This is a genomic window from Buttiauxella sp. BIGb0471 (genome assembly GCF_024807715.1).
In the GTDB taxonomy this organism is placed as follows: domain Bacteria; phylum Pseudomonadota; class Gammaproteobacteria; order Enterobacterales; family Enterobacteriaceae; genus Buttiauxella; species Buttiauxella agrestis.
The window spans coordinates 213,459-235,738 of the sequence record NZ_JANUEU010000004.1 but is presented as its reverse complement, the minus strand read 5'-3'; the positions used below and the strand labels follow the sequence as shown (position 1 = coordinate 235,738).

Genomic DNA, 22,280 nt, shown 5'->3' with positions numbered 1-22,280 from the left:
GTCAAAGACAGATCTACGTTATGACGTTTTCACTTTTCGGCGACAAATTTACCCGCCATGCAGGCATCACACGCCTGATGGAGGACCTCAACGATGGTCTACGCACACCTGGAGCAATCATGCTCGGTGGCGGTAATCCTGCGCAAATCCCTGCAATGAACGACTACTTCCAGGCGTTGCTTGCAGATATGTTGGCAAACGGGAAAATGACCGATGCGCTGTGCAATTACGACGGCCCGCAGGGGAAAAGTGACTTGCTTGACGCGCTAGCGGAAATGCTGCGCAAAGAATTAGGTTGGGATATTGCCCCGCAGAATATTGCACTGACAAATGGCAGTCAGAGCGCGTTTTTCTACTTGTTTAATCTGTTCGCCGGTCGTTATGCCGATGGCAGCACTAAAAAAGTGCTGTTCCCGCTGGCCCCTGAATATATTGGCTACGCGGATTCCGGCCTTGAAGAAGACCTGTTTGTCTCGACGCGACCAAACATCGAACTGCTACCGGAAGGCCAGTTTAAATATCACGTAGACTTTGAGCACCTGCATATCGGCCCTGATACCGGGATGATTTGCGTATCGCGCCCAACCAACCCGACGGGCAACGTCATCACCGACGAAGAGCTGATTAAGCTTGATGCGCTGGCGAATCAGCACGGTATTCCGCTGGTGATTGATAACGCGTATGGCGTGCCGTTCCCAGGCATTATTTTCAGCGAAGCGCGCCCGCTGTGGAATCCAAATATCATTCTGTGCATGAGCCTGTCGAAACTCGGCCTGCCGGGCAGCCGATGCGGCATCATCATCGCCAATGAAAAAATCATCTCTGCGGTCAGTAACATGAACGGCATCATCAGCCTGGCACCGGGCGGTGTCGGCCCGGCAATGGCGTGTGAGATGATTAAGCGTAACGATTTGCTGCGTCTGTCTGAAACCGTGATCAAACCGTTTTATTACCAGCGTGTTCAGGACACAATCGCGACCATTCGCCGCTATTTGTCACCGGAACGCTGCTTGATCCATAAACCAGAAGGGGCGATTTTCCTGTGGTTGTGGTTTAAGGATTTACCGATTTCGACCGAGTTGTTGTACCAGCGCCTTAAAAAGCGCGGAGTTTTGATGGTTCCTGGGGATTACTTCTTCCCCGGCCTTGATAAGCCGTGGCCGCATACGCATCAGTGTATGCGTATGAATTACGTGCCGGAGCCGGAGAAAATCGAGGCGGGAGTGAAAATTCTGGCCGAAGAGATTGAACGCGCGTGGGCTGAATCGAAGTAAATTCTAATAACCTTCTCCCTGGAAAGGGAGAAGGTTTGTCTGATTTAGCGAACCACCAAAGAGTCGTACCCCTTCCAGCGGTAATTCAGCATCGACACAATCCAGCAGGCAATAAACAGCCCAACCACGATAAAGCCCGCATTGCCGAGGTTTTCATTAAGCGCATCAACCCACTTCCACATGCCGGAGTGCAGGTCGAATTTATCGGCCAACAGCCCTAATGCTTCCATGCCGCCAATAAACAGCGCGACCACAACCGAGGTGCCGGTGATCGTCATGTTGTAATAAAGTTTGCGCTGCGGTTTGTTGAACGCCCAACCATACGCGCCAACCATAATCATATTGTCGAGCGTATCAATCAGCGCCATACCGCTGGCAAACAGCGCCGGGAACACCAGAATCGACCATATCGACATGCCGCTGGATGCGCTGGCAGCAGAAATGCCGAGCACGCCAATTTCTGTCGCAGTATCAAATCCTAAACCAAACAAAAAACCGACCAGATACATATGCCAGCTTTTGTTGATCAGCTTAAACGTGGAACGGAACAGCCAGCTCATCATGCCGCCGCCGTTGAAATCCGTCGCTTCAGCAGACAGCGCTTCGCCACGCTTTAGCTGACGGAAGTTGCGCCACACGCCGCGTAAAATCACCAGATTCACCAGCGCCATTGCCAGCAAGAAGCACGCTGAAACGGCCGTACCAATCACGCCGCCGACATCATGGAACCAGTCCATATCACTTTGAAATGCCGCCGCTGTGGCAGCAATCGCGATGGAAGCCAGCACCACAATGCTGGAATGGCCGAGGGAGAACCAGGCGCCGATACCGAACGGACGTTTACCTTGCTGCATCATCTTGCGCGTCACGTTATCAATCGCCGCGATATGGTCGGCGTCGACCGCATGGCGTAATCCGTAGCACCAGGCCAGCAAACTCGCGGCCATCAGCGCGGTGCTGTGGTGGAACGAAACCAGCGCCCAGGCCCAGGCGGCCAGGTTGGCGGCGACTAAAACCACGAGCAAAACAGCGGCGCGTGGATTGTCACGAAGAACACGCAATAGCATCATTTTATCCTTGTGAAGGAAGGGTGAAATGGGCAGCGGCAACCAAAGCCTGGCCCAATGCGAGTGCACCGTCACCGGCCGGTAACAGTGTCGGGAAGAGCAGATTGAAATCTGCGAGATGATACGAAAATCGTTCGCGCATCAGTCGGTTATGCAGCACGCCACCGCTGAATGCGATGGTGCGAATCGAGAGCCTTTGCGCATGAGTGCGTGCCAAATCGGCAAAGCCTTTCGCCAGGGCGTCATGAAATGCCCAGGCGCGAGCGGCAGCGCCGTCATGCCAGTTCAACCACTGTTGCCAGAAGGTCGCAAGATCCAGTTTGCCGTCGATAATGGGTAAAGTGACGGGATGGAGACATTGGCTACTTTGCGATGCCAGCGCTTCAAAGCGGCAGGCGGCTTCACCTTCATAACTTTGTTGTAGCGGCGCGCAGTTCAGTGCCGCAGCGGCGGCATCAAACAAACGGCCTGTGGACGAAGCGAGCGGTGCGTTAATACCACGCGTGATGGCCGTCGCCAGCAATGACCAGTTTTGCGACCTCACCACCGCAGTCTCCGGGCGCTGTTGCCAGTGCGGGACAAACGCCTCGCAATGGGCGAGCAGATTACGCCACGGTTGGCGCGCGGCGAGATCGCCACCGGGCAGCGCCACAGCAGGCAAACCGCCGAGATGTTCACAGTCGCGATAGTTAACCCGCAGACATTCGCCGCCCCAAAGCTGGTCGTTCTCGCCATAACCAATACCATCAAGGGTGAGCGCAATCACATCGCCACCGTCCAGCGGCCAGGCGTGCTCTGCCAGACATGCCACAGCGTGAGCGTGATGATGTAAAACTTTGCTCACCGTTAGCCCCATGGCATGTCCAAGGCGCGAACTGTGATAGCCGGGATGCGCATCCACCGCGACGCGCTCTGGCGTGAAATCCCATGCGTCAAACATCGACTCACGCGCTTTTTGCCACTGCTGTTCCACGCCATCTTCAGCCAGATCGCCTAAATGCGGGCTGAGTACCGCCTGGTTGCCACGGAGTAAACAGAAGGTGTTTTTCAGGTCGGAACCGGCCGCAAAAATGGGTGGCAGCGCGTCAAAACCTGGCGGCAAGGGCAGCGCATCCGGTGCAAATCCTCGCGCCCGGCGCAGCACTTCGCCATCAGCACGCACCACCGAATCATCCATGCGCTGCACGATATCGCGGTTGTGCAGCAGCCAGCCGTCAGCGATATCTGCCAGTTCTTCGAGGGCTTGCTGATGAGTGATTGCAGGCGGTTTGCCGTTCAGATTGCCGGAAGTCATCACCAGCGGGCCGCCGAAATCCTGTAACAGCAGGTGTTGTAGCGGGTTGGCAGGCAGCATCACGCCCACTTCGCTTAAATGCGGGGCGATGAACTCGCTTAGCCCGTGCAATACGGATTTCGCCATTAACACAATCGGTGCTGCTGGCGTATTAAGCGGTGCGACGACCTCGGCAGGTAAACATTGTGAGTCTGAAAGCATCACCGCCAGTGGTTTTGTCGGGCGATGTTTGCGGGCGCGTAAGCGGGAAACAGCGGCGTCGTTACGTGCATCAACCGCCAGGTGGAAACCACCAAGCCCTTTAATCGCAACGATTTTCCCGTCTTTTAACGCCGTAATGGCGGCCTGTAGTGCATCTTCGCGCGCAAGTTTTTGCTCGCCACAAAGCCATTCGATTTGCGGCCCGCATTCCGGGCAGGCCACTGGTTGAGCATGGAAGCGCCTGTCCATGGGATTGCGATACTCGCTTTCACACGCCGGGCACAACGGAAATGCTGCCATTACCGTGTTGGGGCGGTCGTATGGCATTGCTTTAATGATCGTGAATCTTGGTCCGCAATGAGTGCAATTGATAAACGGATAACGGTAGCGACGGTCGGTGGGATCGTTCATTTCGCGCAGGCAATCCGGGCAAGTCGCAGCATCGGGAACGATTTGCGTGTTCATCTTGCTGCCCGCACTGTGGCGAATGGTGAAATCCTGCGGCGGCGTTTCCCACTGCATCAGGGTTTGCTCGACGCTATCAATCCTAGCCAGCGGCGGGCAAAGGGCGTGAAGCTCGCTGATAAACGCATCGGGCATGGACACCAGACGCACCAACACGCCCGCACCGTCATTGCAGACGTCGCCGGTCAGGTTGAGTTTTTGCGCCAGTTGCCAGACGAATGGCCGGAAGCCAACGCCCTGTACTTTGCCGCGAATGCGTAGCATCACGCCGTTAAAATTCACTATTTTTCCTGTTTTATGTTTTACGCCCTCACCCCGGCCCTCTCCCCCAGGAGAGGGGGGTACGGTTTCTCCTTCTCCCTCAGGGAGAAGGCAGGGATGAGGGTTGTTTTAAACCTCTACAGCCTGACGCAAACGCGCTTTCATATCGCTATAGGTTGTCTGGGCGTAATTTTCCGCCCATTGCTGGTCGGCAATCTGGCTGACGTTAACCGCGCAATACTTGGTTTCCGGCGTTTTGGAAATCGGGTCGAGATTGTCTTGCGTCAGTTCGTTACACGCGCCAATCCACCATTGATACGTCATGTAAACCGAACCGAGGTTTATGCGCTCGTTCACTTCCGCACGGCTAATGACTTTGCCACGGCGCGAACTCACCCACACCAGTTGCTTGTCTTTGATGTTGAGCAGCTCGGCATCCGTCGGGTTGATTTGCACAAATCCAGGTTCGTCGGCCAGGGTTTGCAGCGCCGCACAGTTGCCGGTCATCGAACGACAAGAGTAGTGGCCGACTTCACGCACGGTACACAGCACCAGCGGATATTCGGTATCCGGTACTTCGGCTGGCGCACGCCACTCGGCAGCAAAGAGCTGGCCTTTACCGGTTGGGGTATCGAACTTACTGTCTTTGTAGAGATAAGGCGTGCCGGGGTGATCGAGCGTTGGGCACGGCCATTGCACGTGACCCATATCACCCATTTTTTCCCAGGTGACACCGTAGAACAGCGGGCAAAGCTCGCGCAGTTCATCCCAGATTTGCTGGTTATTGTCGTAGTGCATCGGGTAGCCCATCTCGGTGGCGAGTAGGCTGATAATTTCCCAGTCACGTTTGACGTTGTATTTCGGCTCGATGGCCTTTTCAAAACGCTGGAAACCGCGATCGGCACAGGTAAATACGCCGCCGTGTTCGCCCCAGGAAGTCGCTGGCAAAATAACGTCGGCAACTTCTGCCGTTTTGGTCATGAAGATGTCTTGCACCACTACAAAATCAAGCGCTTCAAAACCTTTGCGCACCAGGCCGAGATCGGCTTCGGTCTGCAACGGATCTTCACCCATGATGTAGTAGGCTTTCATCTCGCCGTGAATTGCCATATGCGGCACTTCGGTGATACGCACGCCGACTTTGTCGTCCATATCATCAACGTTGATACCCCAGGCTTTGGCGAATTTGGCACGCACTTGCGGGTCAACGACATCCTGATAACCCGGGAACTGGTTTGGCAGCACGCCCATATCGCACGCGCCCTGCACGTTGTTTTGCCCACGAACCGGGCCAACACCGACGTTTTCACGCCCCAGGTTACCAGTTAGCAGCGCAAGGCTTGAAAGCCCTTTCACCACGTCTACCGCCTGGCCGAATTGAGTTACACCCATGCCCCACATAATGGTGGCGGAAGGGGCTGCGGCAAATGTGCGCATCGCCTGGCGCACCTGTTGCGCAGGCACGCCGGTCAGGTGCTCAACGTCTTCTGGCGCGTAGCCTTTTACCACCTTGCGGTAAGCGTCCAGCCCTTCGGCAAACTTCGCAACGTACTGTGTATCGTAGAGATTCTCTTCGAGCAGCACGTAGCCAAACGCATTCACCAGCGCCATATTGCAGCCGTTTTTCAGCTGCAAATGTTGATCGGCAATACGCGCGGTTTCGATGCGTCGTGGATCGCAAACAATGATTTTCGCGCCGTTTTCTTTCGCTTTAATCACGCGACGCGCCACGATCGGGTGCGAATCAGCGCAGTTATAGCCAAACACCAACAGACATTTTGAGTTTTCGATATCGCCGATGGAGTTACTCATCGCACCATTTCCCAGCGTCACCTGCAAACCCGCAACCGACGGCCCGTGGCAAACACGCGCACAGCAGTCGACGTTGTTGGTATGCAGCACGCCGCGTGCAAACTTCTGCATCACATAGTTGGTTTCGTTACCCGTACCGCGCGAAGAACCCGTGGTCATAATTGAGCGCGGGCCATATTGTTCTTTAATCGCTTTCAGTCGTTTCGCGGTATAGCTAATGGCTTCTTCCCAGCTCACTGGCTGGAGTTTTCCGCCTTTTTCGTAACGAATCATCGGCTGCGTCAGACGCGGTGTGAGCAGCTTAGTGTCATTGAGAAAATCCCAGCCGTAATAGCCTTTCAGGCAGAGTTCATTTTGGTTAGTCACGCCATCAGCCGCTTCAGCACGGATGATTTTGTTCTTCTCAACAACCAGTTTCAGTTTGCAGCCTGCGCCACAATAAGGGCATACGCTGGTAATTTTTTTCATCAGTAACAGACCTGTTAAAAGTGAATTCAGTGTAATTAGAAAATCAAAGATGAAGTGGCATCAAACGCAGCACGACGGCGTTTTTCGGCACTCATTTGTTCAAGTTTGTTGCGATCAACGCAGATAATGGCGTTAGTTGGACAGGCTTCCATACAGGCCGGGCCTGATGCGCGGGTGTGGCATAGGTCGCATTTATTCGCTTCGGCTTTTTCGGCCATCACGTTAAGACCCGCGCCGCTGTTGCGCACCACCGGACGAACAACCACTTCCATTGCGCCGTACGGGCAAGCAACCACACAAGTTTTGCATCCGATGCAGCGTTCTTGCATCACATTCACAAACCCATGCTCGCGGCTGATAGCGCCGTTAGGGCAGACGTTGGCACACGGTGCGTCTTCGCACTGGCGGCACATCGTCGCGGTAGAGACATTCACGCCTTTAATCACGTGAATACGTGGCAGGAAAGTTTGCGGTGTTAATGCCGCGCAATCCTGCGCTTCCTGGTGGGACACGACACAGGCCACTTCGCAAGTGCGACAGCCAATACATTTGCTTGAATCAGCAATGATGAAGCGGTTCATCAGAGACTCCTGTTTTTATAAGTCGGCGATAGACATACATAAAGTGTGCCAACTTTGAAACTAGCGTGATTCAAGGGGTTGTGCATTGATCGGGGAAGGGATGACAGTGACATCGACACATTTGACGATGTCATTTGGGCAGATGACAGATGGATGTTTAGGGGATTGTCGGATGACGCTAACGCTTATCCGACCTACAAAATTCGTGGTGTGTTTCGCTAACGCTTACCCAATCAACAAAACTCGTAGGCCGGATAAGCGCAGCGTCATCCGGCAACGATTACTCGAACTCTGGCGCTTCCAAATCCGCGAAACCGCCTTTTCCTTCCCAGCCAGCCAGGCTTTGATATACCGTCTCAACCGCCGCTTTTACCGCGTCGGTCATTGGGTAGTAGAAACCGACAATATCGGGTTGAATACCTAAGAAAATCACCTCGCCAACATCTTCTTTCAACTGATCAATCAGGTAGTTGAGTGGCATGTTGTGGGTGGTCATCATAAACATTTCGGCGATATCGTCCGGGTCGATAATACGGATTTCACCTGGATTCAGGCCCATATCCGTCGCATCGACCAGCAGCAATCTATCCGGGCGCAATTCACGAATCGCGAACACATCATTTTCAGGAGCGGTGCCGCCGTCGATAACAATCCAGTCGCCTTGTGGGGCGGCCTGGCATTTCTCGGCAAGTAATGGGCCAGCGCCATCGTCACCCATCATGGTGTTGCCGACGCACAGCAAAACATTAGTCATAACGCCTCCGAACCATCAAATAAATAGCGGGCTCTTGTTGAATAGCTTGCAGCATATCGAGCAATTCCTGGCTCCATTCTTGCTGCTGTTCAGTTTGAGTTGGTTTTGCGGCATCGAACGCTTTCGCCAGTAAAACGACATGGCTCTGGTCGATAACGATTTCACCGTAACGCGGCACGCCTTCCATTTTGCGCCGCGCTTCGCTGCCCTCTTCAAGCGTGGCAATCCACGCTTTGTAAGGCTCAAATGAACAGACTAAATTCTCTTTCAGGCAGTCGATAACGCCGAGATGGTGGCCGATTGCCAGACTGTAATAAACCACCTGTTGCGCATCACTCGGTGTGTTGTCGTTTTCATCGACAAACTTACGGCTAAGCTGGCAAAACACCACCGACTCGCTCATTACACGCGCTCCTGCTTCACTAGTGCTTCCAGATTGCTGACGATCTCCGTCAGACGCGGATCGTTCTCGTGTGCCAGCCATTGCTGAACACTGCCACCACCGGCGGTCAGGTTTTCCATGTAGCTGTCGGCAATCTGGCGACCATAGCGATAACCCGCCAGGCGACGTGCTTCGCGATCAATTCGTACACGCAATGGCTGAACCATATCCGGGTGTAGAATCTGCGCCGGTTGAGCATCCATTTCGCTGGCTTCGCGGGCATGAATTTTTTGCTCAAGCAGACCCAGCGCCATCGCAAAACCGTACAGCGTTGCGGCAGGCGTTGGCGGGCAGCCCGGAATGTACACATCGACAGGAACGATTTTATCGGTGCCACCCCAGACGCAATACAGGTCGTGGAAGATGCCGCCGCTGTTGCCGCATGCGCCGTAGGAAATACAGATTTTTGGGTCCGGCGCTGATTCCCATGCGCGCAGCGCGGGGGAACGCATAGCGCGAGTCACAGCGCCGGTAAACAGTAAAATGTCTGCATGACGTGGCGACGGAACCACTTTGATCCCGAAGCGTTCTGCGTCGAAAAGCGGTGAAAGGGTGGCGAAAATTTCGATTTCGCAACCGTTACAGCCACCGCAGTCAACACGATAAACATAGGCAGAACGTTTAATCTTTTTCAGCAACGACGCTTTCATCGCGGCGATGGACTCATCCACCGTCATCGGCACTGGCATGCCGTTGTCGTCGCGTGGGCCGAGTAACATACTCATTAGCTGGCCTCTCTAATTTGGCGGCTAAGGTCAATTTGGTCGGAAGAGACCAGGCTTTGCTGGCGTTTGCATTCCGGGCAGGTTTCAAACGAGACGCGGTGCGCTTCGGCAAGTTTGTCGCCGTTGTGCTCAAGCAACGCAATGGCGTAATCAATCTCTTTTTGTACCGCAAAAGGCTTGTGGCACTGGCGGCAATTGCACAGGTCAAAACGTGCCTGTTGCAGGAAATCGGCTTTGTTCCACACGGCCAGTTCGTATTGCTGAGAAAGCTTGATGGCCGCCGTTGGGCAGACTTCTTCGCAGCGCGCGCAGAAAATGCAACGCCCCAGGTTGAAGGTCCACGCCAGTTGTCCCGCCACCAGATCGGTTTCCACCGTCAGCGCGTTGGAAGGGCAAGCATTAACGCAGGCCGCACACCCGATGCATTGCTGCGGGTTGTGTTCCGGTTTGCCACGGAAGTTTGGATCCACGGCGATCGGTTGAAGCGGGTACGACTCGGTGGCCACGCCGCCTTTAATGGCTTTTTTGATGAAGTTAAACATGGTGACTCCGTCTATTTCAGCGGCGAATTGGTGCGTTCAATGCTGTAACGCTCAAGCTCTTTGTACGGCACCACTTTGGTTTTGCGCTTACGCACATCCACCACCGTCATGCGGTCGGTACAGGAGTAGCAAGGGTCCAGGCTGCCAATAATCAGCGGTGCATCAGAAACGGTATTGCCGCGCAGCATGTAACGCAGTGTCGGCCAGTTGGCATACGTCGCCGCACGGCAACGCCAGCGGTACAGTTTCTGGTTGTCACCAGTCATCGACCAGTGAATATCATCGCCGCGTGGAGCTTCAGAGAAACCAAGTGCGAAACGGTTTGGAATGTAAGTGAAACCGTCTACGGCCAGCGGGCCTCCAGGCAAGTTATCAAGACCGAAATCAATCATGTTCAGCGCGGTATACACTTCATTGATGCGGACTTTCAGGCGCGAAAGCACATCGCAGCCAGTTTCGCTGTGAACTTCCATCGGCAGCAAACCGTAACCGACAAACGGGTGATCGGCGCGGGTGTCACGGGCGTGACCGCTGGCGCGAACCATTGGGCCGACGTTACTGAAATCGCGCGCGATTTGCGGGTCCAGACGGCCAATCCCGACGGTGCGTTGTTCAATGTTTGGCGTGCTCATCAGGATATCGACCAGATCTTTCACTTCGCGGCGCATCTGCTGGGCAAGCTGGCGCGTCTGGATCATGTCGTCTTTCAACAGATCGCGACGAATCCCGCCGATCAGGTTCAGGCCGTAAGTTTTACGCGCACCGGTGAGGATTTCTGCCATTTTCATCGACATCTCACGCACGCGGAAGAACTGCATAAAGCCTGAGTCGAAGCCAACAAAGTGGCAAGCCAGGCCGAGGTTCAGCAGGTGGCTGTGCAGACGTTCAACTTCCAGCAAGATGGCGCGGATCATCTGGGCGCGTTCTGGCACCACGATACCCATCGCATTTTCTACCGACGTGGTATACGCGGTGGAGTGGGCGAAGCCGCAAATACCGCAAACACGGTCAGACAAGAAGGTGACTTCGTTATAGCCCATGCGGGTTTCAGCCAGTTTTTCCATGCCACGGTGGACGTAGAACAGGCGGTAATCGGCGTCGATAATGTTTTCGCCATCAACGAACAGACGGAAGTGGCCGGGTTCATCGCTGGTTACGTGCAGCGGGCCAATCGGCACCACGTTGTTCTTCTTGCTGCCCAGCTCATTGATGAACTCGTAAGTTTCCTGATCGCTGGTCGGTGCCGGGCGCTGACGGTAATCCATGCTGTCTTTACGCAGCGGATACAGGTCATCAGGCCAATCATCTGGCAGCACTAAACGGCGCTCATCAGGCAGGCCAACAGGTTGCAGGCCGTACATATCGCGCACTTCACGTTCGCCCCAAACCGCAGCAGGCACGCGTGGCGTAACAGACGGGAATTCCGGTTTGTCGGCGTCAACTTCAACGCGCACGGTAATCCAGCATTTCACGCCGCTTTCCATCGAAAGCACGTAATACACCGCATAGTTACCGCACAGTTGGCGCTCATCGTTACCGAACAGCACGGATAACCAGCCGCCCTGTTGGTAGTAAAGCCACTCCACCACTTCTGGCAGCATATTGAGCTTCACGTTGACGGTGATTTGGTCTTTGGTCTGCCACGCTTCGTCGATTACCGCATGAGGAAATTGCTTATGCAGCGCCGCGAGATAATGTTGGCCAATCTTTTCTTCAGACATTGATAAATTCTCTTAAATCACGCCGCCAGCAAGGAGACGAAGGCTAAAAAGGCAAAGCCAAAACCGGCCCAGGTAATGCGCGAAGTTTCCAGCATGCGTAAGCGCGCCATGCTGTTTTCGAACAGCGCGATAATCAGCACGCCAAGCACCAGTTTGACCGCTGCCAGAACCAGCGCGATGACAAGGCCGCCCCAGCTAAATTCGCTCATCTGGCCCCATGGCAGGAACACGCCGACGAACATTTGCAGCACCACCAATTGCTTGAGTGAAATGCCCCATTTCAGCACTGCAAAACCCGCACCGCTGTATTCGGTCAATGGGCCTTCCTGCAACTCTTGCTCGGCTTCTGCGAGGTCAAACGGCAGTTTGCCCATTTCGATAAATGTGGCGAAGGCACAAGCGGCGAGCGCCAGAATCAGCGTTAAGCTTTGTGCGGCTGGCCAGTGATAAATGGTGGAAGCGATATTGCTGATGTGCGTGCTACCAGCCACTTGCGCGGCAACCCACAGTCCCAGAATCAGGATTGGTTCAACTAACACGCCGAGCATCGCTTCACGGCTGGCACCGATACCGGTAAACGGACTACCGGTGTCGAGACCTGCAATCGCAAAGAAGAAACGGGCGATAGCGAACAGATAGATAAGCGTTATCAAATCGCCCAGCGACGGCAGCGGTGAATACAGCGTTACCACCGGCAGCGCGGTGGCAATCGTCAGCATCACGCCAACCATCACAAACGGCATCAGGCGGAACACCCAGCCGGATGCGGCTGGCGCCACGCTCTGGCGGCTGAACAATTTGAACAGGTCACGATATTCCTGCATCACGCCAGGCCCACGGCGGTTGTGCATGCGGGCGCGAGTGACGCGGGTAATACCGGACAACAGCGGGGCGGCGGCAAATAACACCAGCGCCTGAATCAACGAAAAGAAAATGGTATTCATCTCAGGCTCCTTAAGCACAAACCGCAACCAGCAACACGGCCAGTTCGATCATTGCCAGGCGACGGAACGTACCGGCAAGGCAATCACACTGCCAGCCAGGTACCCATTTCACCGGGTTCAGGGTTTTGCGCAATTTCAGCAGTGGCGCGAACGCCGCTTTTACTGGTTGAGCAAAACCACCCGCCGTAATCACCATCGCTTGTTCGTGGTCGTAACCACAAACCCAAGCCGCGCCGCGCGAGCGGTTTGGCAGACGATCGCCACGGAAAATCACCATCAAAATGAATGGCAGCAGCGGGCTGGCAATTAGCAGCAGAGTGATCATCGGTTGTGAAACGGTGGTATTTGCGGTTTCCAGCGGCAGTGGAATGGCGTTCTGCAACAGTGGAATCAGCCATGGCGCTGCAACACCAGCAATCACGCAACATGCCGCAAGTGCAGCCACACTCAGGTTCATCAGGAACGGTGCGGACGTGGCGTTTTCAGCCTCTGGGGTGCGCGGTGCGCCAAGGAAGGTCACGCCATACACTTTCGCCATACACATCACTGCCAGCGCGCCGGTAATCGCCAGACCTACAGCCAGCATCGGGCCTAAGAAGCGAGTGATAAACAGCGGCAAGGTGCCGAGGTGGAAGAACGACTGGTAAATCACCCATTCGCCAGCAAAACCGTTCAGCGGAGGCAGAGCAGCCATCGCCATCAGGCCGATCAGCATGGCGATAGAAATCAGCGGCATGCGCTTGCCAATCCCACCCAGCTTTTCGATATCGCGATGACCGGTACGGAACCAGACTGCGCCAGCGCCGAGGAACAACGTGGTTTTGAATACGCTATGGTTGAACAGGTGATACAAACCACCAATCATGCCCAGCGCGACCAGCGTAGATTCGTTTAATGCCAGGCCCATCAGGCCAACGCCGAGGCCAAGCAGAATAATGCCGATATTTTCCAGCGAGTGATAAGCCAGCAGGCGGTTGATGTTGTGCTCCATCAGCGCGTACAGGCCGCCGATAAACGCCGTAATCATCCCCAGAACGACGACCAGAATGCCCCACCACAACGGCATTGCATGGCTGATCAGCGAGAAACTCATGATGCCGTACAGGCCAATTTTCAGCACCACAGCGGAGAACAGCGCCGCAGCCGGAGCAGAAGCGTTGGCATGAGCCTGCGGCACCCAACCGTGAAGCGGGATAATGCCAGCCAGCAAGCCAAAACCCACCAGACCCAGCAGCCAGACTACGGAGCTAATCGGTGCGCCGTTGGTCATCAGGTGCAATTCGGAATAGCTCAGCGTGCCGTACTGTTTCCACAGCATCCAGCATGCAATTGCCAGCAGCACGGTGCCGATGCGGCCCAGTGCAAACCAAAGCTGCCCGGATTTCTGGCAGCCTGTCAGGAAGTAGCCGCTCAACGCGACGATTTCTGCCAGCACCACCAACATGCCGAGGTTATCAGCAACCAGAGTCGCAACCGCCGCCGCCATCACCAGGTTCACCAGCAAGCCATTGGCTTTTACAGCGTGATGACGATGCCAGTCGATGTTAAACAAAGAGATGAACAGGCCAGGCAGAGCCAGCGTCACCAGCCACACGCCATTAAAAGCGTTGAGCTGTAAATGCAGCTGCCAGACTTGCGCCATACCGGTAAATCCGGTTAATGCATCAAAACCGGCAATCAGCACCAGAACCGAACTTATTGCGCCACCCAGGCCGGCAATCACTCCGCTCAGGGTTTTATTAAATGCCGTGATACCTGCCAGAACTGCGCTCAGCACAAATCCCATCAGCGCCCAATGAATCAGGATAAAAGCACTCATTTTTTCACCTCAGGCTGGGTAAACAGGGTGAGATCGCCAAGCGTCGCGCCCAGAGTCAGTTCACGTTTACGTTTGCTTGATTGGGCAATGTCGTTGTTATCAACCACGCGCAGCGCTTTGGTTGGGCAGGTGCGAACGCACGCCGGGCCAGCTTCATCAAAGCTGCACAGGTCGCATTTCACCGCAATGGCACGAACGCCCGGCACCCAGTCGATTAGCGAGCTGACGCGAGCAGGAGCGGGAGGGGCTGGTGGTGCCTTCGGGCTGTTGGCATTTGCCGGGATATGAATCGGACGGCTGCCGGAGAATTCAATCGAACCGAATGGGCAGGCGATGGCGCACAGTTTGCAACTGACGCACAGGCTTTCATTCAGATGAACAGCCCCATCGACGCGGGTAATGGCGTTAGCGGGGCAAACGCCCGCGCAAGGCGCATCTTCACATTGGTGGCACATTTGCGGCGCGGAATCATTCGCGTCGCGCATCACTTTCAGGCGTGGCATGGATTGCAATCCATGCAGGCGGTGCGTTTCAGAACAGGCCGCCTCACAGGTATGGCAACCCATGCAAAGTTTGGAGTCGGCGATTATAAAGCGATTCACCAGGTCTTCCTTAGATCACATCATCATTTTTGACGAAACTGTGCCGACGGCTGCCGTTTCGACAGTTTTCGACACCCAACATGGCTATCAGACCTGAGCGCTTTGTTGCAGTTGACCCATCGATACCGGTGTATCGGTGTTAACTGCGCTGTACAGGCTTTCGTATACCGGATGGATTTTTTCGAGGTAATGCTCAAGAACGCTTTCACGGTTACGGTTGCTGATGCTGTTGTCTACGCGGCCTTCGTCATCGAGCATTGCTTTAGCAATCAATACTCTGTCTTCGCCGTTACGTTTCTCAACGTAGTACTCAATGGTGTGGCTGTTGAAGCCTTCAGCCAGGCGTACGTGAATGACGAAATGGTCAAATAAGAAGAAGCGCAGAGAATCATCTGGATTGCACCCGACGGCGTGATGCAGCTTCGCTTTAGAAAGGGTAATGCCCTGAATCAAGCTATTGCAGTAATGTTGCCACTGCGTGAGCAAGCGCTGATGCTTGTCGGCAATGTATTCGGCTTTTTCGCTCAGTTCCCAAATGTTCATTTTTAAATCACTCTGTTTTTGCTGATGCGTCTACAGAGCACGTTTCGTGCCAATATTGTATTTTATTGAAATTATTGGGTTTTGTATTAATTGTCAGCAAATAGCCACAGTAATGACATGTCATTTCGACATGTTTGACGGGGAGTGACATTTGGCCCTGTTGGGGTAGCTCCTATGGGAGGATGGAGATTTTCCGTTCACCCGAAAGTTCTCCGATCCTACATATATCTGCGAACGGTGAACGTGCCAGGTGGCTCACGCCAGCCCCCTGGCACGTTCACCGTTTCGGTAAGTTCAGGGGGCGGTAAACTTTCAGTGAACGGAATAAATTCGGTCTGCCAGAGAAATGGATATAAACCCTGGCATCAACCTTGCATTACCTCCCCCAGATATCCCCGGAGGTAATATGCACGAAATCACCCTCTGCCAACGCGCACTGGAACTCATCGAAGCTCAAGCCCGCCAACATGGTGCCACTCGCGTCACCGGTGTCTGGCTCGAAGTGGGTGCTTTCTCATGCGTTGAGCAAAGCGCGCTGGAGTTCTGTTTCGAATTAGTGTGCCGCGACACATTAGCCGAAGGCTGTCAGCTTTATATTCACCAACAAGAAGCGGAATGCTGGTGTTACGACTGCGAACAGCACATCACTTTGCTAACGCAGTTGGTTCGGCGCTGCCCGCTTTGCGAAGGCAGCAATTTACGCATCGTGGCGGATGATGGCGTGCAGATTAAGCGTCTGGAAGTCGAGGAGACAAATCATGTGTAGTACTTGTGGTTGCGCTGATGGCAACTTGTATATAGAAGGCGACGAGCATAACCCACACTCGGGTTTCCGTAGCGCACCTTTCGCACCAGCCGCGCGAGCGCTAACGCCAATCACCGGCGTGAAGTTTGCCCCAACCGCCGATGAACAAGGCGATTTGCATTATGGTCACGGTGCCGCAGGCACTCACGCACCGGGCATGACGCAACGCCGGATGCTGGAAATCGAACTTAACGTGCTGGATAAAAACAACCAGCTCGCCGTGTATAACCGCGAACAGTTCGCGAAACAGCAACAACTGGTGCTGAACCTGGTTTCAAGCCCAGGTTCCGGTAAAACCACGCTGCTGACCGAAAGCTTAAAACGCCTGATTGGGCGTGTGCCTTGCGCAGTGATTGAAGGCGACCAGCAAACCGTGAACGATGCCGCGCGTATTCGCGCCACCGGCACGCCAGCCATTCAGGTGAATACCGGCAAAGGTTGCCACCTTGATGCGCAGATGATTCGCGATGCCATGCAGCGCCTGCCGCTTGAACGCGACGGTATTCTGTTTATCGAAAACGTCGGAAACCTGGTCTGCCCGGCGAGTTTTGATCTCGGCGAGCGCCATAAAGTGGCGGTGCTTTCGGTTACCGAAGGCGAAGACAAGCCGCTGAAATACCCACATATGTTTGCTGCGGCCTCCCTCATGCTGCTCAACAAAATCGATCTGCTGCCGTACTTACAGTTCGACGTCGATAAATGCCTCGATTACGCCCGCCAGGTGAACCCTGATATTGAAATCATTCTGGTTTCTGCGACCAGCGGTGAAGGTATGGAAGAGTGGCTGAACTGGCTGGAGGTTGAACGATGTGCATAGGCATTCCGGGCCAAATCGTCGAGCGTTTGCCAGACGGTAGCGCCAAAGTCGATGTCTGTGGCATCAAGCGAGACGTCAATCTGATGCTGGTGGGCGACGCGCAAATCGGCCAATGGGTGCTGGTTCACGTCGGTTTTGCGATGGCTATTATTGATGAAGCCGAAGCTCGCGACACGCTTGACGCGCTACAGAATATGTTTGAAGTGGAACCTGACGTCGGTGGCCTGCTGTTTGGGGAAGAACGCGGATGATGCATTTCGTAGACGAATATCGCGCTCCCGAAAAAGTCATGCAGCTTATTGATGTGCTGCGTGAACGCGCGCCTAAACTGCCGTACACCGCACAGCGTCCACTGCGCATTATGGAAGTTTGCGGCGGCCATACTCACGCTATCTTTAAATTTGGCCTCGACCAGCTTCTGCCGGAGAATATCGAATTTATTCATGGGCCTGGCTGCCCGGTGTGTGTGTTGCCGATGGGGCGCATTGATGCCTGTATTGAAATCGCCAGCCACCCTGAAGTGATTTTCTGCACCTTTGGCGACGCGATGCGGGTGCCGGGTAAAAATGGGTCACTGATGCAGGCCAAAGCACGCGGTGCGGATGTGCGCGTGGTGTATTCGCCGATGGATGCGCTCGCTTTAGCCAGCCAGAATCCGGACAAAAAAGTGGTGTTCTTTGGCCTCGGTTTTGAAACCACGATGCCGACGACAGCCATCACGCTGCAACAGGCGAAAGCGCAGGGCATCACTAATTTTTACTTTTTCTGCCAGCACATTACTTTGATTCCTACGTTGCGCAGCCTGCTCGAGCAGCCGGATAACGGCATTGATGCGTTCCTCGCTCCTGGTCATGTCAGCATGGTGATTGGCACAGCTGCTTATAATTTTATTGCGACACAGCATCAGCGCCCGTTGGTGGTGGCTGGCTTCGAGCCGCTGGATTTATTGCAGGGCGTGGTGATGCTGGTGGAGCAAAAAATTCATCAGCACAGCAAAGTGGAAAACCAGTACAAGCGTGTGGTGCCCGATGCGGGCAATAATCTTGCCCAGCAGGCGATTTCAGAGGTGTTTACCGTATACGGTGATGCTGAATGGCGCGGACTTGGCACCATCAGTGATTCTGGCGTGCAACTGACCGATGGCTATCGCCAGTTCGATGCGGAAGATCATTTTAAACCCGCACCGCAGCAGGTTTACGATGACCCGCTCGCCCGCTGCGGCGATGTGCTCACTGGGCGTTGTAAACCCCATCAGTGCCCGATGTTTGGCAAAGCCTGCAATCCACAAAATGCGTTTGGCGCGTTGATGGTTTCCTCCGAAGGAGCCTGCGCCGCCTGGTACCAATATCGCAGCCAGGAATGCGAGGCATAAAACCTTTTCGTTGGATGACGCTAACGCTTATCCAACCTACAAAAAACGAGTCCAATGTAGGTCGGATAAGCGCAGCGTCATCCGACACAGGTAAAAAATCATGAAAACTATCGAACTCGCCCACGGCAGTGGCGGCCAGGCAATGCAAAAATTGGTAGCTGACTTGTTCGTACGAGCGTTTGATAATCCGTGGCTGGCAGAGCAGGAAGATCAGGCACGTTTACCGTTGGCTGAACTCACGGCCAGAGGCGATCGTTTAGCCTTTTCAACCGACAGTTACGTGATCGACCCGTTGTTTTTCCCCGGTGGTGATATCGGCAAACTCGCGGTTTGTGGAACCGCCAACGATGTTGCAGTCAGTGGCGCGACTCCTCGCTGGTTATCCTGCGGGTTCATTCTTGAAGAAGGTTTACCCTTTGAAACGCTGGAGCGCGTGGTCAGCAGCATGGCGGCTACGGCAAAATCAGCGGGCATCGCGGTGGTGACGGGCGATACCAAAGTTGTGCAGCGCGGGGCGGCGGATAAACTGTTTATCAATACCGCGGGCATTGGCGCGATTCCGGCAGGTTTGAGCTGGGGTGCGCAGCAAATTAGCGCAGGCGACGTGCTTATTGTTAGCGGAACGCTGGGTGATCACGGAGCGACAATCCTCAACCTGCGCGAATCACTGGGGCTGGAAGGGGCGTTAATCAGCGATTGTGCGGTGCTGGCACCGTTAATTGCGCCGCTGGTGAATATCCCCGGTGTAAAAGCGCTGCGCGATGCCACGCGCGGTGGCGTGAATGCCGTATTACATGAGTTTGCTGCATCCAGCGGATGTGGAATGGAAGTCGCTGAAAGCCAGCTACCGTTAAATCATGCGGTACGAGGCGTGTGTGAACTGCTCGGCCTCGATGCGCTTAATTTTGCCAATGAAGGCAAACTGGTGATTGCGGTTGCGAGGAACGCCGCAGAAAGTGTTCTTGCCGCTTTACAGGCAAATCCATTGGGGCAAGATGCCGCTATTATCGGTGAAGTGGTTGAGCGCAAAGGTGTCCGGGTCGCCGGATTATATGGCGTCAAACGGACGCTGGATTTGCCGCATTCAGAGCCACTCCCGCGTATTTGTTGACCTGAGCCATAAACGCAGTGTGCTGTCCTGGCTACACTTAAGCGCTATTTATATGACAAATCGCTGGGCGTTTAGATTTTGTAGGGTGGATAAGCGCCAGCGTCATCCACCCCCTCCGCACCACCAATTGGATAAGCACAATGCCATACACACCGATGAGCGATCTCGGGCAACAGGGTCTATTTGATATAACGCGCACCCTGTTGCAGCAACCTGATCTCCCGGCACTTGCTAACTGCCTGACGCAAATGGCAAAGCAAGGTGCGCTGGCAGACAGAGTGAATATTCTGCTTTATCATCCGCTGCATCAGCGTGTGTCCTTTTTTGGCACGGATAAGCATGGCAAGGAATGGCATTACGAAGATGAAATGGTGTTGGCAAATGGCCCGGTGCGGCGCGTGCTCTCACGCCCGGAAGCGCTGATTTGCACCCATGAAGAATTTAGTGATACCTGGCCGCAGGTACTGAATCTCGAGCTATACGCGCCGTTTGGTCGTTATTGCCTGTTGCCGTTGGCTGCCGAAGGTAAAATTTTTGGTGGTTGCGAGTTTATTCGCAATAACGACGCTGAATGGACAGATAAAGAACTTAACCGCTTACACACCATGGCACAGGTTGTCGCGCTGGTGGCGGAACAAATTCAAAGCCGCCTCGACTCAAACCTGGGTTATCAGCAGCTTTGCCGCGAACGCGACGATTTCCGTATTCTGGTGGCGGTCACTAACGCCGTGCTTTCTAAGCTCGATCTCGACGAACTGATCAGCGAAATCGCCCGTGAGATTCACCACTATTTCTCTATCGATTCCATCAGTATCGTGCTGCGGACCAACCGCAAAGACCGCCTCAATATCTATTCCACCCACTTTGTGGAAGAGCAATCGCCAATCCATGATCACAGTGATGTCGCTCTGGCGGGCACGCTTTCAGAGCGGGTGTTTAAAAGCGGCGAAATGCTGCTGTTGAATTTGCATCACGGCGATCAACTTGCGCCGTATGAACGTATGTTGTTCGAGATGTGGGGCAACCAAATTCAAACGCTGTGCCTGTTGCCGCTGACTTTCGGCAATAACATGCTGGGCGTATTGAAACTGGCGCAATGCGAGGCGGGCGTGTTCACCCCGCAAAACCTCAAGCTGCTACGGCAGATTGCAGAACGTATTGCGATTGCGGTGGATAACGCCCTGGCGTACCAGGAAATCAATCGTCTGAAAGAAAACCTGGTGGACGAAAATCTGTATCTGACCGAGCAAATCAATAATGTCGCCAGCGATTTTGGCGAGATTATTGGCCGCAGCGACGTGATGTCGAATGTGCTCAAACAGGTTGAGATGGTCGCGAAAAGTGATAGTACGGTGCTGATCCTCGGTGAAACGGGGACGGGCAAGGAGCTGATTGCACGGGCGATTCACAATCTGAGCGAGCGTAACAGCCGCCGGATGGTGAAAATTAACTGTGCGGCGATGCCTGCCGGATTGCTGGAAAGCGACTTGTTCGGCCATGAGCGCGGTGCCTTTACTGGAGCTAACACTCAGCGCATCGGCCGTTTTGAGCTGGCGGATAAAAGCTCGCTGTTCCTTGATGAAGTCGGCGATATGCCGCTGGAGCTGCAACCCAAACTGTTGCGCGTGCTTCAGGAACAAGAATTTGAACGCCTCGGGAGCAACAAAGTTCAGCAAGTGGACGTGCGTTTAATTGCTGCGACCAACCGTAATCTCAAAGAGATGGTGTTGGAGCGCGAGTTTCGCAGTGACCTCTATTACCGTCTGAATGTCTTCCCGATTATGTTGCCGCCGCTGCGTGAGCGCCCGGAAGATATCCCGCTGCTGGTGAAATCCTTCACCTTTAAAATCGCCCATCGCATGAACCGTAATATCGACAGTATTCCGGCAGAAACGTTGCGCGCTCTCAGCCGTATGGACTGGCCGGGTAACGTGCGTGAGCTGGAAAACGTGATTGAACGAGCGGTGCTGCTGACTCGCGGCAATGTATTGCATCTTTCCTTGCCGGAAATGGACTACTGCGTGCCGGAAGAAAAACCGATGCAGTTGGTGGCGAGCGAAGAGGTTCGCGAAGGCGAAGATGAAGCCCAGAGAATTATGCGCGTGCTTAAAGAAACTAACGGTGTGGTGGCTGGCCCCCGTGGTGCCGCGCAACGCCTGGGATTAAAGCGCACCACGCTGCTTTCTCGCATGAAACGTTTGGGGATTGATAAAGAGGGAATATAAACTAGTTATAACCCTACATTTTTTACCAGGTAATAGCGATTATGGCTCTGATCCCAAAAAACTACACGCGGCTGGAAAGTGGCTACCGTGAGAAAGCACTGAAGTTGTTCCCGTGGGTGTGCGGACGCTGCTCGCGTGAGTTTGTGTATTCTAATTTGCGCGAACTCACCGTACACCACATGGACCACGACCATACCAACAACCCGGAAGATGGCAGTAACTGGGAGTTGTTATGCCTGTATTGCCACGATCACGAGCACTCAAAATACACCGAAGCTGACCAGTACGGCTCGACGGTGGTTGCAGGCGATGACGCCCAGAAGGATATTGGGGAAGCAACATACAACCCATTCGCAGACTTAAAGTCGATGCTCAACAAGAAGAAGTAGTTGGGCGCACCACCTTTCAATGCATTCAGGTGGGTAACGCACCGTT

At 54.2% G+C, this 22,280-nt stretch carries 21 protein-coding genes; 8 read left to right on the top strand and 13 right to left on the bottom strand.

All coding sequences use genetic code 11. The features are described from left to right. The first annotated feature begins 20 nt into the window (after positions 1–20). Positions 21–1,274: a valine--pyruvate transaminase gene (gene avtA / locus M2371_RS14940; RefSeq protein ID WP_259268062.1), complete on the top strand. Its 1,254-nt coding sequence runs from the start codon at positions 21–23 to the stop codon at positions 1,272–1,274. A 44-nt stretch (positions 1,275–1,318) separates the two neighbouring features. On the opposite strand, the gene M2371_RS14935 is transcribed toward avtA, so the two are convergent. From M2371_RS14935 to hycA, 13 genes are all read right to left on the bottom strand, one after another. After that, complete coding sequence (locus tag M2371_RS14935) at positions 1,319–2,341, bottom strand: HoxN/HupN/NixA family nickel/cobalt transporter (protein ID WP_172896061.1); 1,023 nt, start codon at positions 2,339–2,341, stop codon at positions 1,319–1,321. A 4-nt stretch (positions 2,342–2,345) separates the two neighbouring features. Then, on the bottom strand, positions 2,346–4,565 hold the full coding sequence (hypF, locus tag M2371_RS14930) for a carbamoyltransferase HypF (protein WP_259268139.1): 2,220 nt from the start codon (positions 4,563–4,565) through the stop codon (positions 2,346–2,348). Between the two features lie 126 nt (positions 4,566–4,691). Beyond that, entirely contained in the window at positions 4,692–6,842 is a 2,151-nt protein-coding gene (gene fdhF, locus M2371_RS14925; protein WP_259268061.1) for a formate dehydrogenase subunit alpha, read from the bottom strand. Positions 6,843–6,877: 35 nt separating this feature from the next. Then, positions 6,878–7,423 (bottom strand): electron transport protein HydN, encoded by a 546-nt coding sequence (hydN, locus tag M2371_RS14920; protein WP_034499478.1) that lies wholly within the window; start codon positions 7,421–7,423, stop codon positions 6,878–6,880. 280 nt (positions 7,424–7,703) lie between these two features. Continuing rightward, positions 7,704–8,177, bottom strand: a complete 474-nt coding sequence (gene hycI / locus M2371_RS14915; RefSeq protein WP_259268060.1) for a hydrogenase maturation peptidase HycI — start codon at positions 8,175–8,177, stop codon at positions 7,704–7,706. Continuing rightward, complete coding sequence (locus M2371_RS14910; protein WP_120065022.1) at positions 8,170–8,580, bottom strand: formate hydrogenlyase maturation HycH family protein; 411 nt, start codon at positions 8,578–8,580, stop codon at positions 8,170–8,172. Before M2371_RS14910 ends, hycI begins: the two co-directional genes overlap by 8 nt. After that, complete coding sequence (locus M2371_RS14905) at positions 8,580–9,344, bottom strand: NADH-quinone oxidoreductase subunit B family protein (protein WP_034499472.1); 765 nt, start codon at positions 9,342–9,344, stop codon at positions 8,580–8,582. The genes M2371_RS14910 and M2371_RS14905 overlap by 1 nt, the downstream gene beginning before the upstream one ends. Then, positions 9,344–9,886 (bottom strand): formate hydrogenlyase complex iron-sulfur subunit, encoded by a 543-nt coding sequence (locus tag M2371_RS14900; RefSeq protein ID WP_034499470.1) that lies wholly within the window; start codon positions 9,884–9,886, stop codon positions 9,344–9,346. Before M2371_RS14900 ends, M2371_RS14905 begins: the two co-directional genes overlap by 1 nt. Before the next feature lie 11 nt (positions 9,887–9,897). Further along, positions 9,898–11,607 carry an NADH-quinone oxidoreductase subunit C gene (locus M2371_RS14895; RefSeq protein ID WP_172892927.1) on the bottom strand — a complete coding sequence of 570 codons (1,710 nt, stop codon included), beginning with the start codon at positions 11,605–11,607 and terminating at the stop codon, positions 9,898–9,900. A 17-nt stretch (positions 11,608–11,624) separates the two neighbouring features. Continuing rightward, a complete protein-coding gene (locus M2371_RS14890) occupies positions 11,625–12,551 on the bottom strand; it encodes a respiratory chain complex I subunit 1 family protein (protein WP_259268059.1) in 927 nt (308 codons plus the stop codon). A gap of 10 nt (positions 12,552–12,561) precedes the next feature. Then, positions 12,562–14,370: a formate hydrogenlyase subunit 3 gene (hycC, locus tag M2371_RS14885; RefSeq protein ID WP_259268058.1), complete on the bottom strand. Its 1,809-nt coding sequence runs from the start codon at positions 14,368–14,370 to the stop codon at positions 12,562–12,564. Beyond that, complete coding sequence (locus M2371_RS14880; protein ID WP_259268057.1) at positions 14,367–14,972, bottom strand: 4Fe-4S dicluster domain-containing protein; 606 nt, start codon at positions 14,970–14,972, stop codon at positions 14,367–14,369. Before M2371_RS14880 ends, hycC begins: the two co-directional genes overlap by 4 nt. Before the next feature lie 87 nt (positions 14,973–15,059). Next, positions 15,060–15,515, bottom strand: coding sequence for a formate hydrogenlyase regulator HycA (gene hycA, locus M2371_RS14875; protein WP_034499460.1), 456 nt, complete (start codon positions 15,513–15,515; stop codon positions 15,060–15,062). A 406-nt stretch (positions 15,516–15,921) separates the two neighbouring features. Between hycA and hypA the strand changes: the two genes are divergently transcribed. The 7 genes from hypA to yajD all read left to right on the top strand — a co-directional run bounded on the left by hypA (position 15,922) and on the right by yajD (position 22,234). After that, a complete protein-coding gene (hypA, locus tag M2371_RS14870) occupies positions 15,922–16,281 on the top strand; it encodes a hydrogenase maturation nickel metallochaperone HypA (RefSeq protein ID WP_172892930.1) in 360 nt (119 codons plus the stop codon). After that, the gene (gene hypB / locus M2371_RS14865; protein WP_172892931.1) at positions 16,274–17,137 is read left to right on the top strand and encodes a hydrogenase nickel incorporation protein HypB; all 864 of its coding nucleotides are present in this window, start codon (positions 16,274–16,276) and stop codon (positions 17,135–17,137) included. The genes hypA and hypB overlap by 8 nt, the downstream gene beginning before the upstream one ends. Beyond that, a complete protein-coding gene (locus M2371_RS14860; protein ID WP_034499454.1) occupies positions 17,128–17,388 on the top strand; it encodes a HypC/HybG/HupF family hydrogenase formation chaperone in 261 nt (86 codons plus the stop codon). The genes hypB and M2371_RS14860 overlap by 10 nt, the downstream gene beginning before the upstream one ends. Beyond that, complete coding sequence (gene hypD / locus M2371_RS14855) at positions 17,388–18,509, top strand: hydrogenase formation protein HypD (protein ID WP_172896063.1); 1,122 nt, start codon at positions 17,388–17,390, stop codon at positions 18,507–18,509. The genes M2371_RS14860 and hypD overlap by 1 nt, the downstream gene beginning before the upstream one ends. A gap of 100 nt (positions 18,510–18,609) precedes the next feature. Next, complete coding sequence (gene hypE, locus M2371_RS14850) at positions 18,610–19,620, top strand: hydrogenase expression/formation protein HypE (RefSeq protein ID WP_259268056.1); 1,011 nt, start codon at positions 18,610–18,612, stop codon at positions 19,618–19,620. Positions 19,621–19,760: 140 nt separating this feature from the next. Next, positions 19,761–21,845, top strand: coding sequence for a formate hydrogenlyase transcriptional activator FlhA (gene flhA, locus M2371_RS14845; RefSeq protein ID WP_034499449.1), 2,085 nt, complete (start codon positions 19,761–19,763; stop codon positions 21,843–21,845). 41 nt (positions 21,846–21,886) lie between these two features. Next, the gene (gene yajD, locus M2371_RS14840; protein WP_259268055.1) at positions 21,887–22,234 is read left to right on the top strand and encodes an HNH nuclease YajD; all 348 of its coding nucleotides are present in this window, start codon (positions 21,887–21,889) and stop codon (positions 22,232–22,234) included. The last annotated feature ends 46 nt before the right edge of the window (positions 22,235–22,280 follow it).

Bases quoted from the DNA above. Each gene is read 5' to 3' on its own strand.
- M2371_RS14935 (WP_172896061.1), bottom strand. From the start codon at position 2,341: ATGCTATTGCGTGTTCTTCGTGACAATCCACGCGCCGCTGTTTTGCTC.
- M2371_RS14905 (WP_034499472.1), bottom strand. From the start codon at position 9,344: ATGAGTATGTTACTCGGCCCACGCGACGACAACGGCATGCCAGTGCCG.
- hypE (WP_259268056.1), top strand. From the start codon at position 18,610: ATGAAAACTATCGAACTCGCCCACGGCAGTGGCGGCCAGGCAATGCAA.
- M2371_RS14910 (WP_120065022.1), bottom strand. From the start codon at position 8,580: ATGAGCGAGTCGGTGGTGTTTTGCCAGCTTAGCCGTAAGTTTGTCGAT.
- hypD (WP_172896063.1), top strand. From the start codon at position 17,388: ATGCATTTCGTAGACGAATATCGCGCTCCCGAAAAAGTCATGCAGCTT.
- flhA (WP_034499449.1), top strand. From the start codon at position 19,761: ATGCCATACACACCGATGAGCGATCTCGGGCAACAGGGTCTATTTGAT.
- fdhF (WP_259268061.1), bottom strand. From the start codon at position 6,842: ATGAAAAAAATTACCAGCGTATGCCCTTATTGTGGCGCAGGCTGCAAA.
- M2371_RS14860 (WP_034499454.1), top strand. From the start codon at position 17,128: ATGTGCATAGGCATTCCGGGCCAAATCGTCGAGCGTTTGCCAGACGGT.
- M2371_RS14890 (WP_259268059.1), bottom strand. From the start codon at position 12,551: ATGAATACCATTTTCTTTTCGTTGATTCAGGCGCTGGTGTTATTTGCC.
- yajD (WP_259268055.1), top strand. From the start codon at position 21,887: ATGGCTCTGATCCCAAAAAACTACACGCGGCTGGAAAGTGGCTACCGT.
- hydN (WP_034499478.1), bottom strand. From the start codon at position 7,423: ATGAACCGCTTCATCATTGCTGATTCAAGCAAATGTATTGGCTGTCGC.
- hycA (WP_034499460.1), bottom strand. From the start codon at position 15,515: ATGAACATTTGGGAACTGAGCGAAAAAGCCGAATACATTGCCGACAAG.
- M2371_RS14900 (WP_034499470.1), bottom strand. From the start codon at position 9,886: ATGTTTAACTTCATCAAAAAAGCCATTAAAGGCGGCGTGGCCACCGAG.
- M2371_RS14895 (WP_172892927.1), bottom strand. From the start codon at position 11,607: ATGTCTGAAGAAAAGATTGGCCAACATTATCTCGCGGCGCTGCATAAG.
- avtA (WP_259268062.1), top strand. From the start codon at position 21: ATGACGTTTTCACTTTTCGGCGACAAATTTACCCGCCATGCAGGCATC.
- hycI (WP_259268060.1), bottom strand. From the start codon at position 8,177: ATGACTAATGTTTTGCTGTGCGTCGGCAACACCATGATGGGTGACGAT.
- hycC (WP_259268058.1), bottom strand. From the start codon at position 14,370: ATGAGTGCTTTTATCCTGATTCATTGGGCGCTGATGGGATTTGTGCTG.
- hypF (WP_259268139.1), bottom strand. From the start codon at position 4,565: ATGCTACGCATTCGCGGCAAAGTACAGGGCGTTGGCTTCCGGCCATTC.
- hypB (WP_172892931.1), top strand. From the start codon at position 16,274: ATGTGTAGTACTTGTGGTTGCGCTGATGGCAACTTGTATATAGAAGGC.
- hypA (WP_172892930.1), top strand. From the start codon at position 15,922: ATGCACGAAATCACCCTCTGCCAACGCGCACTGGAACTCATCGAAGCT.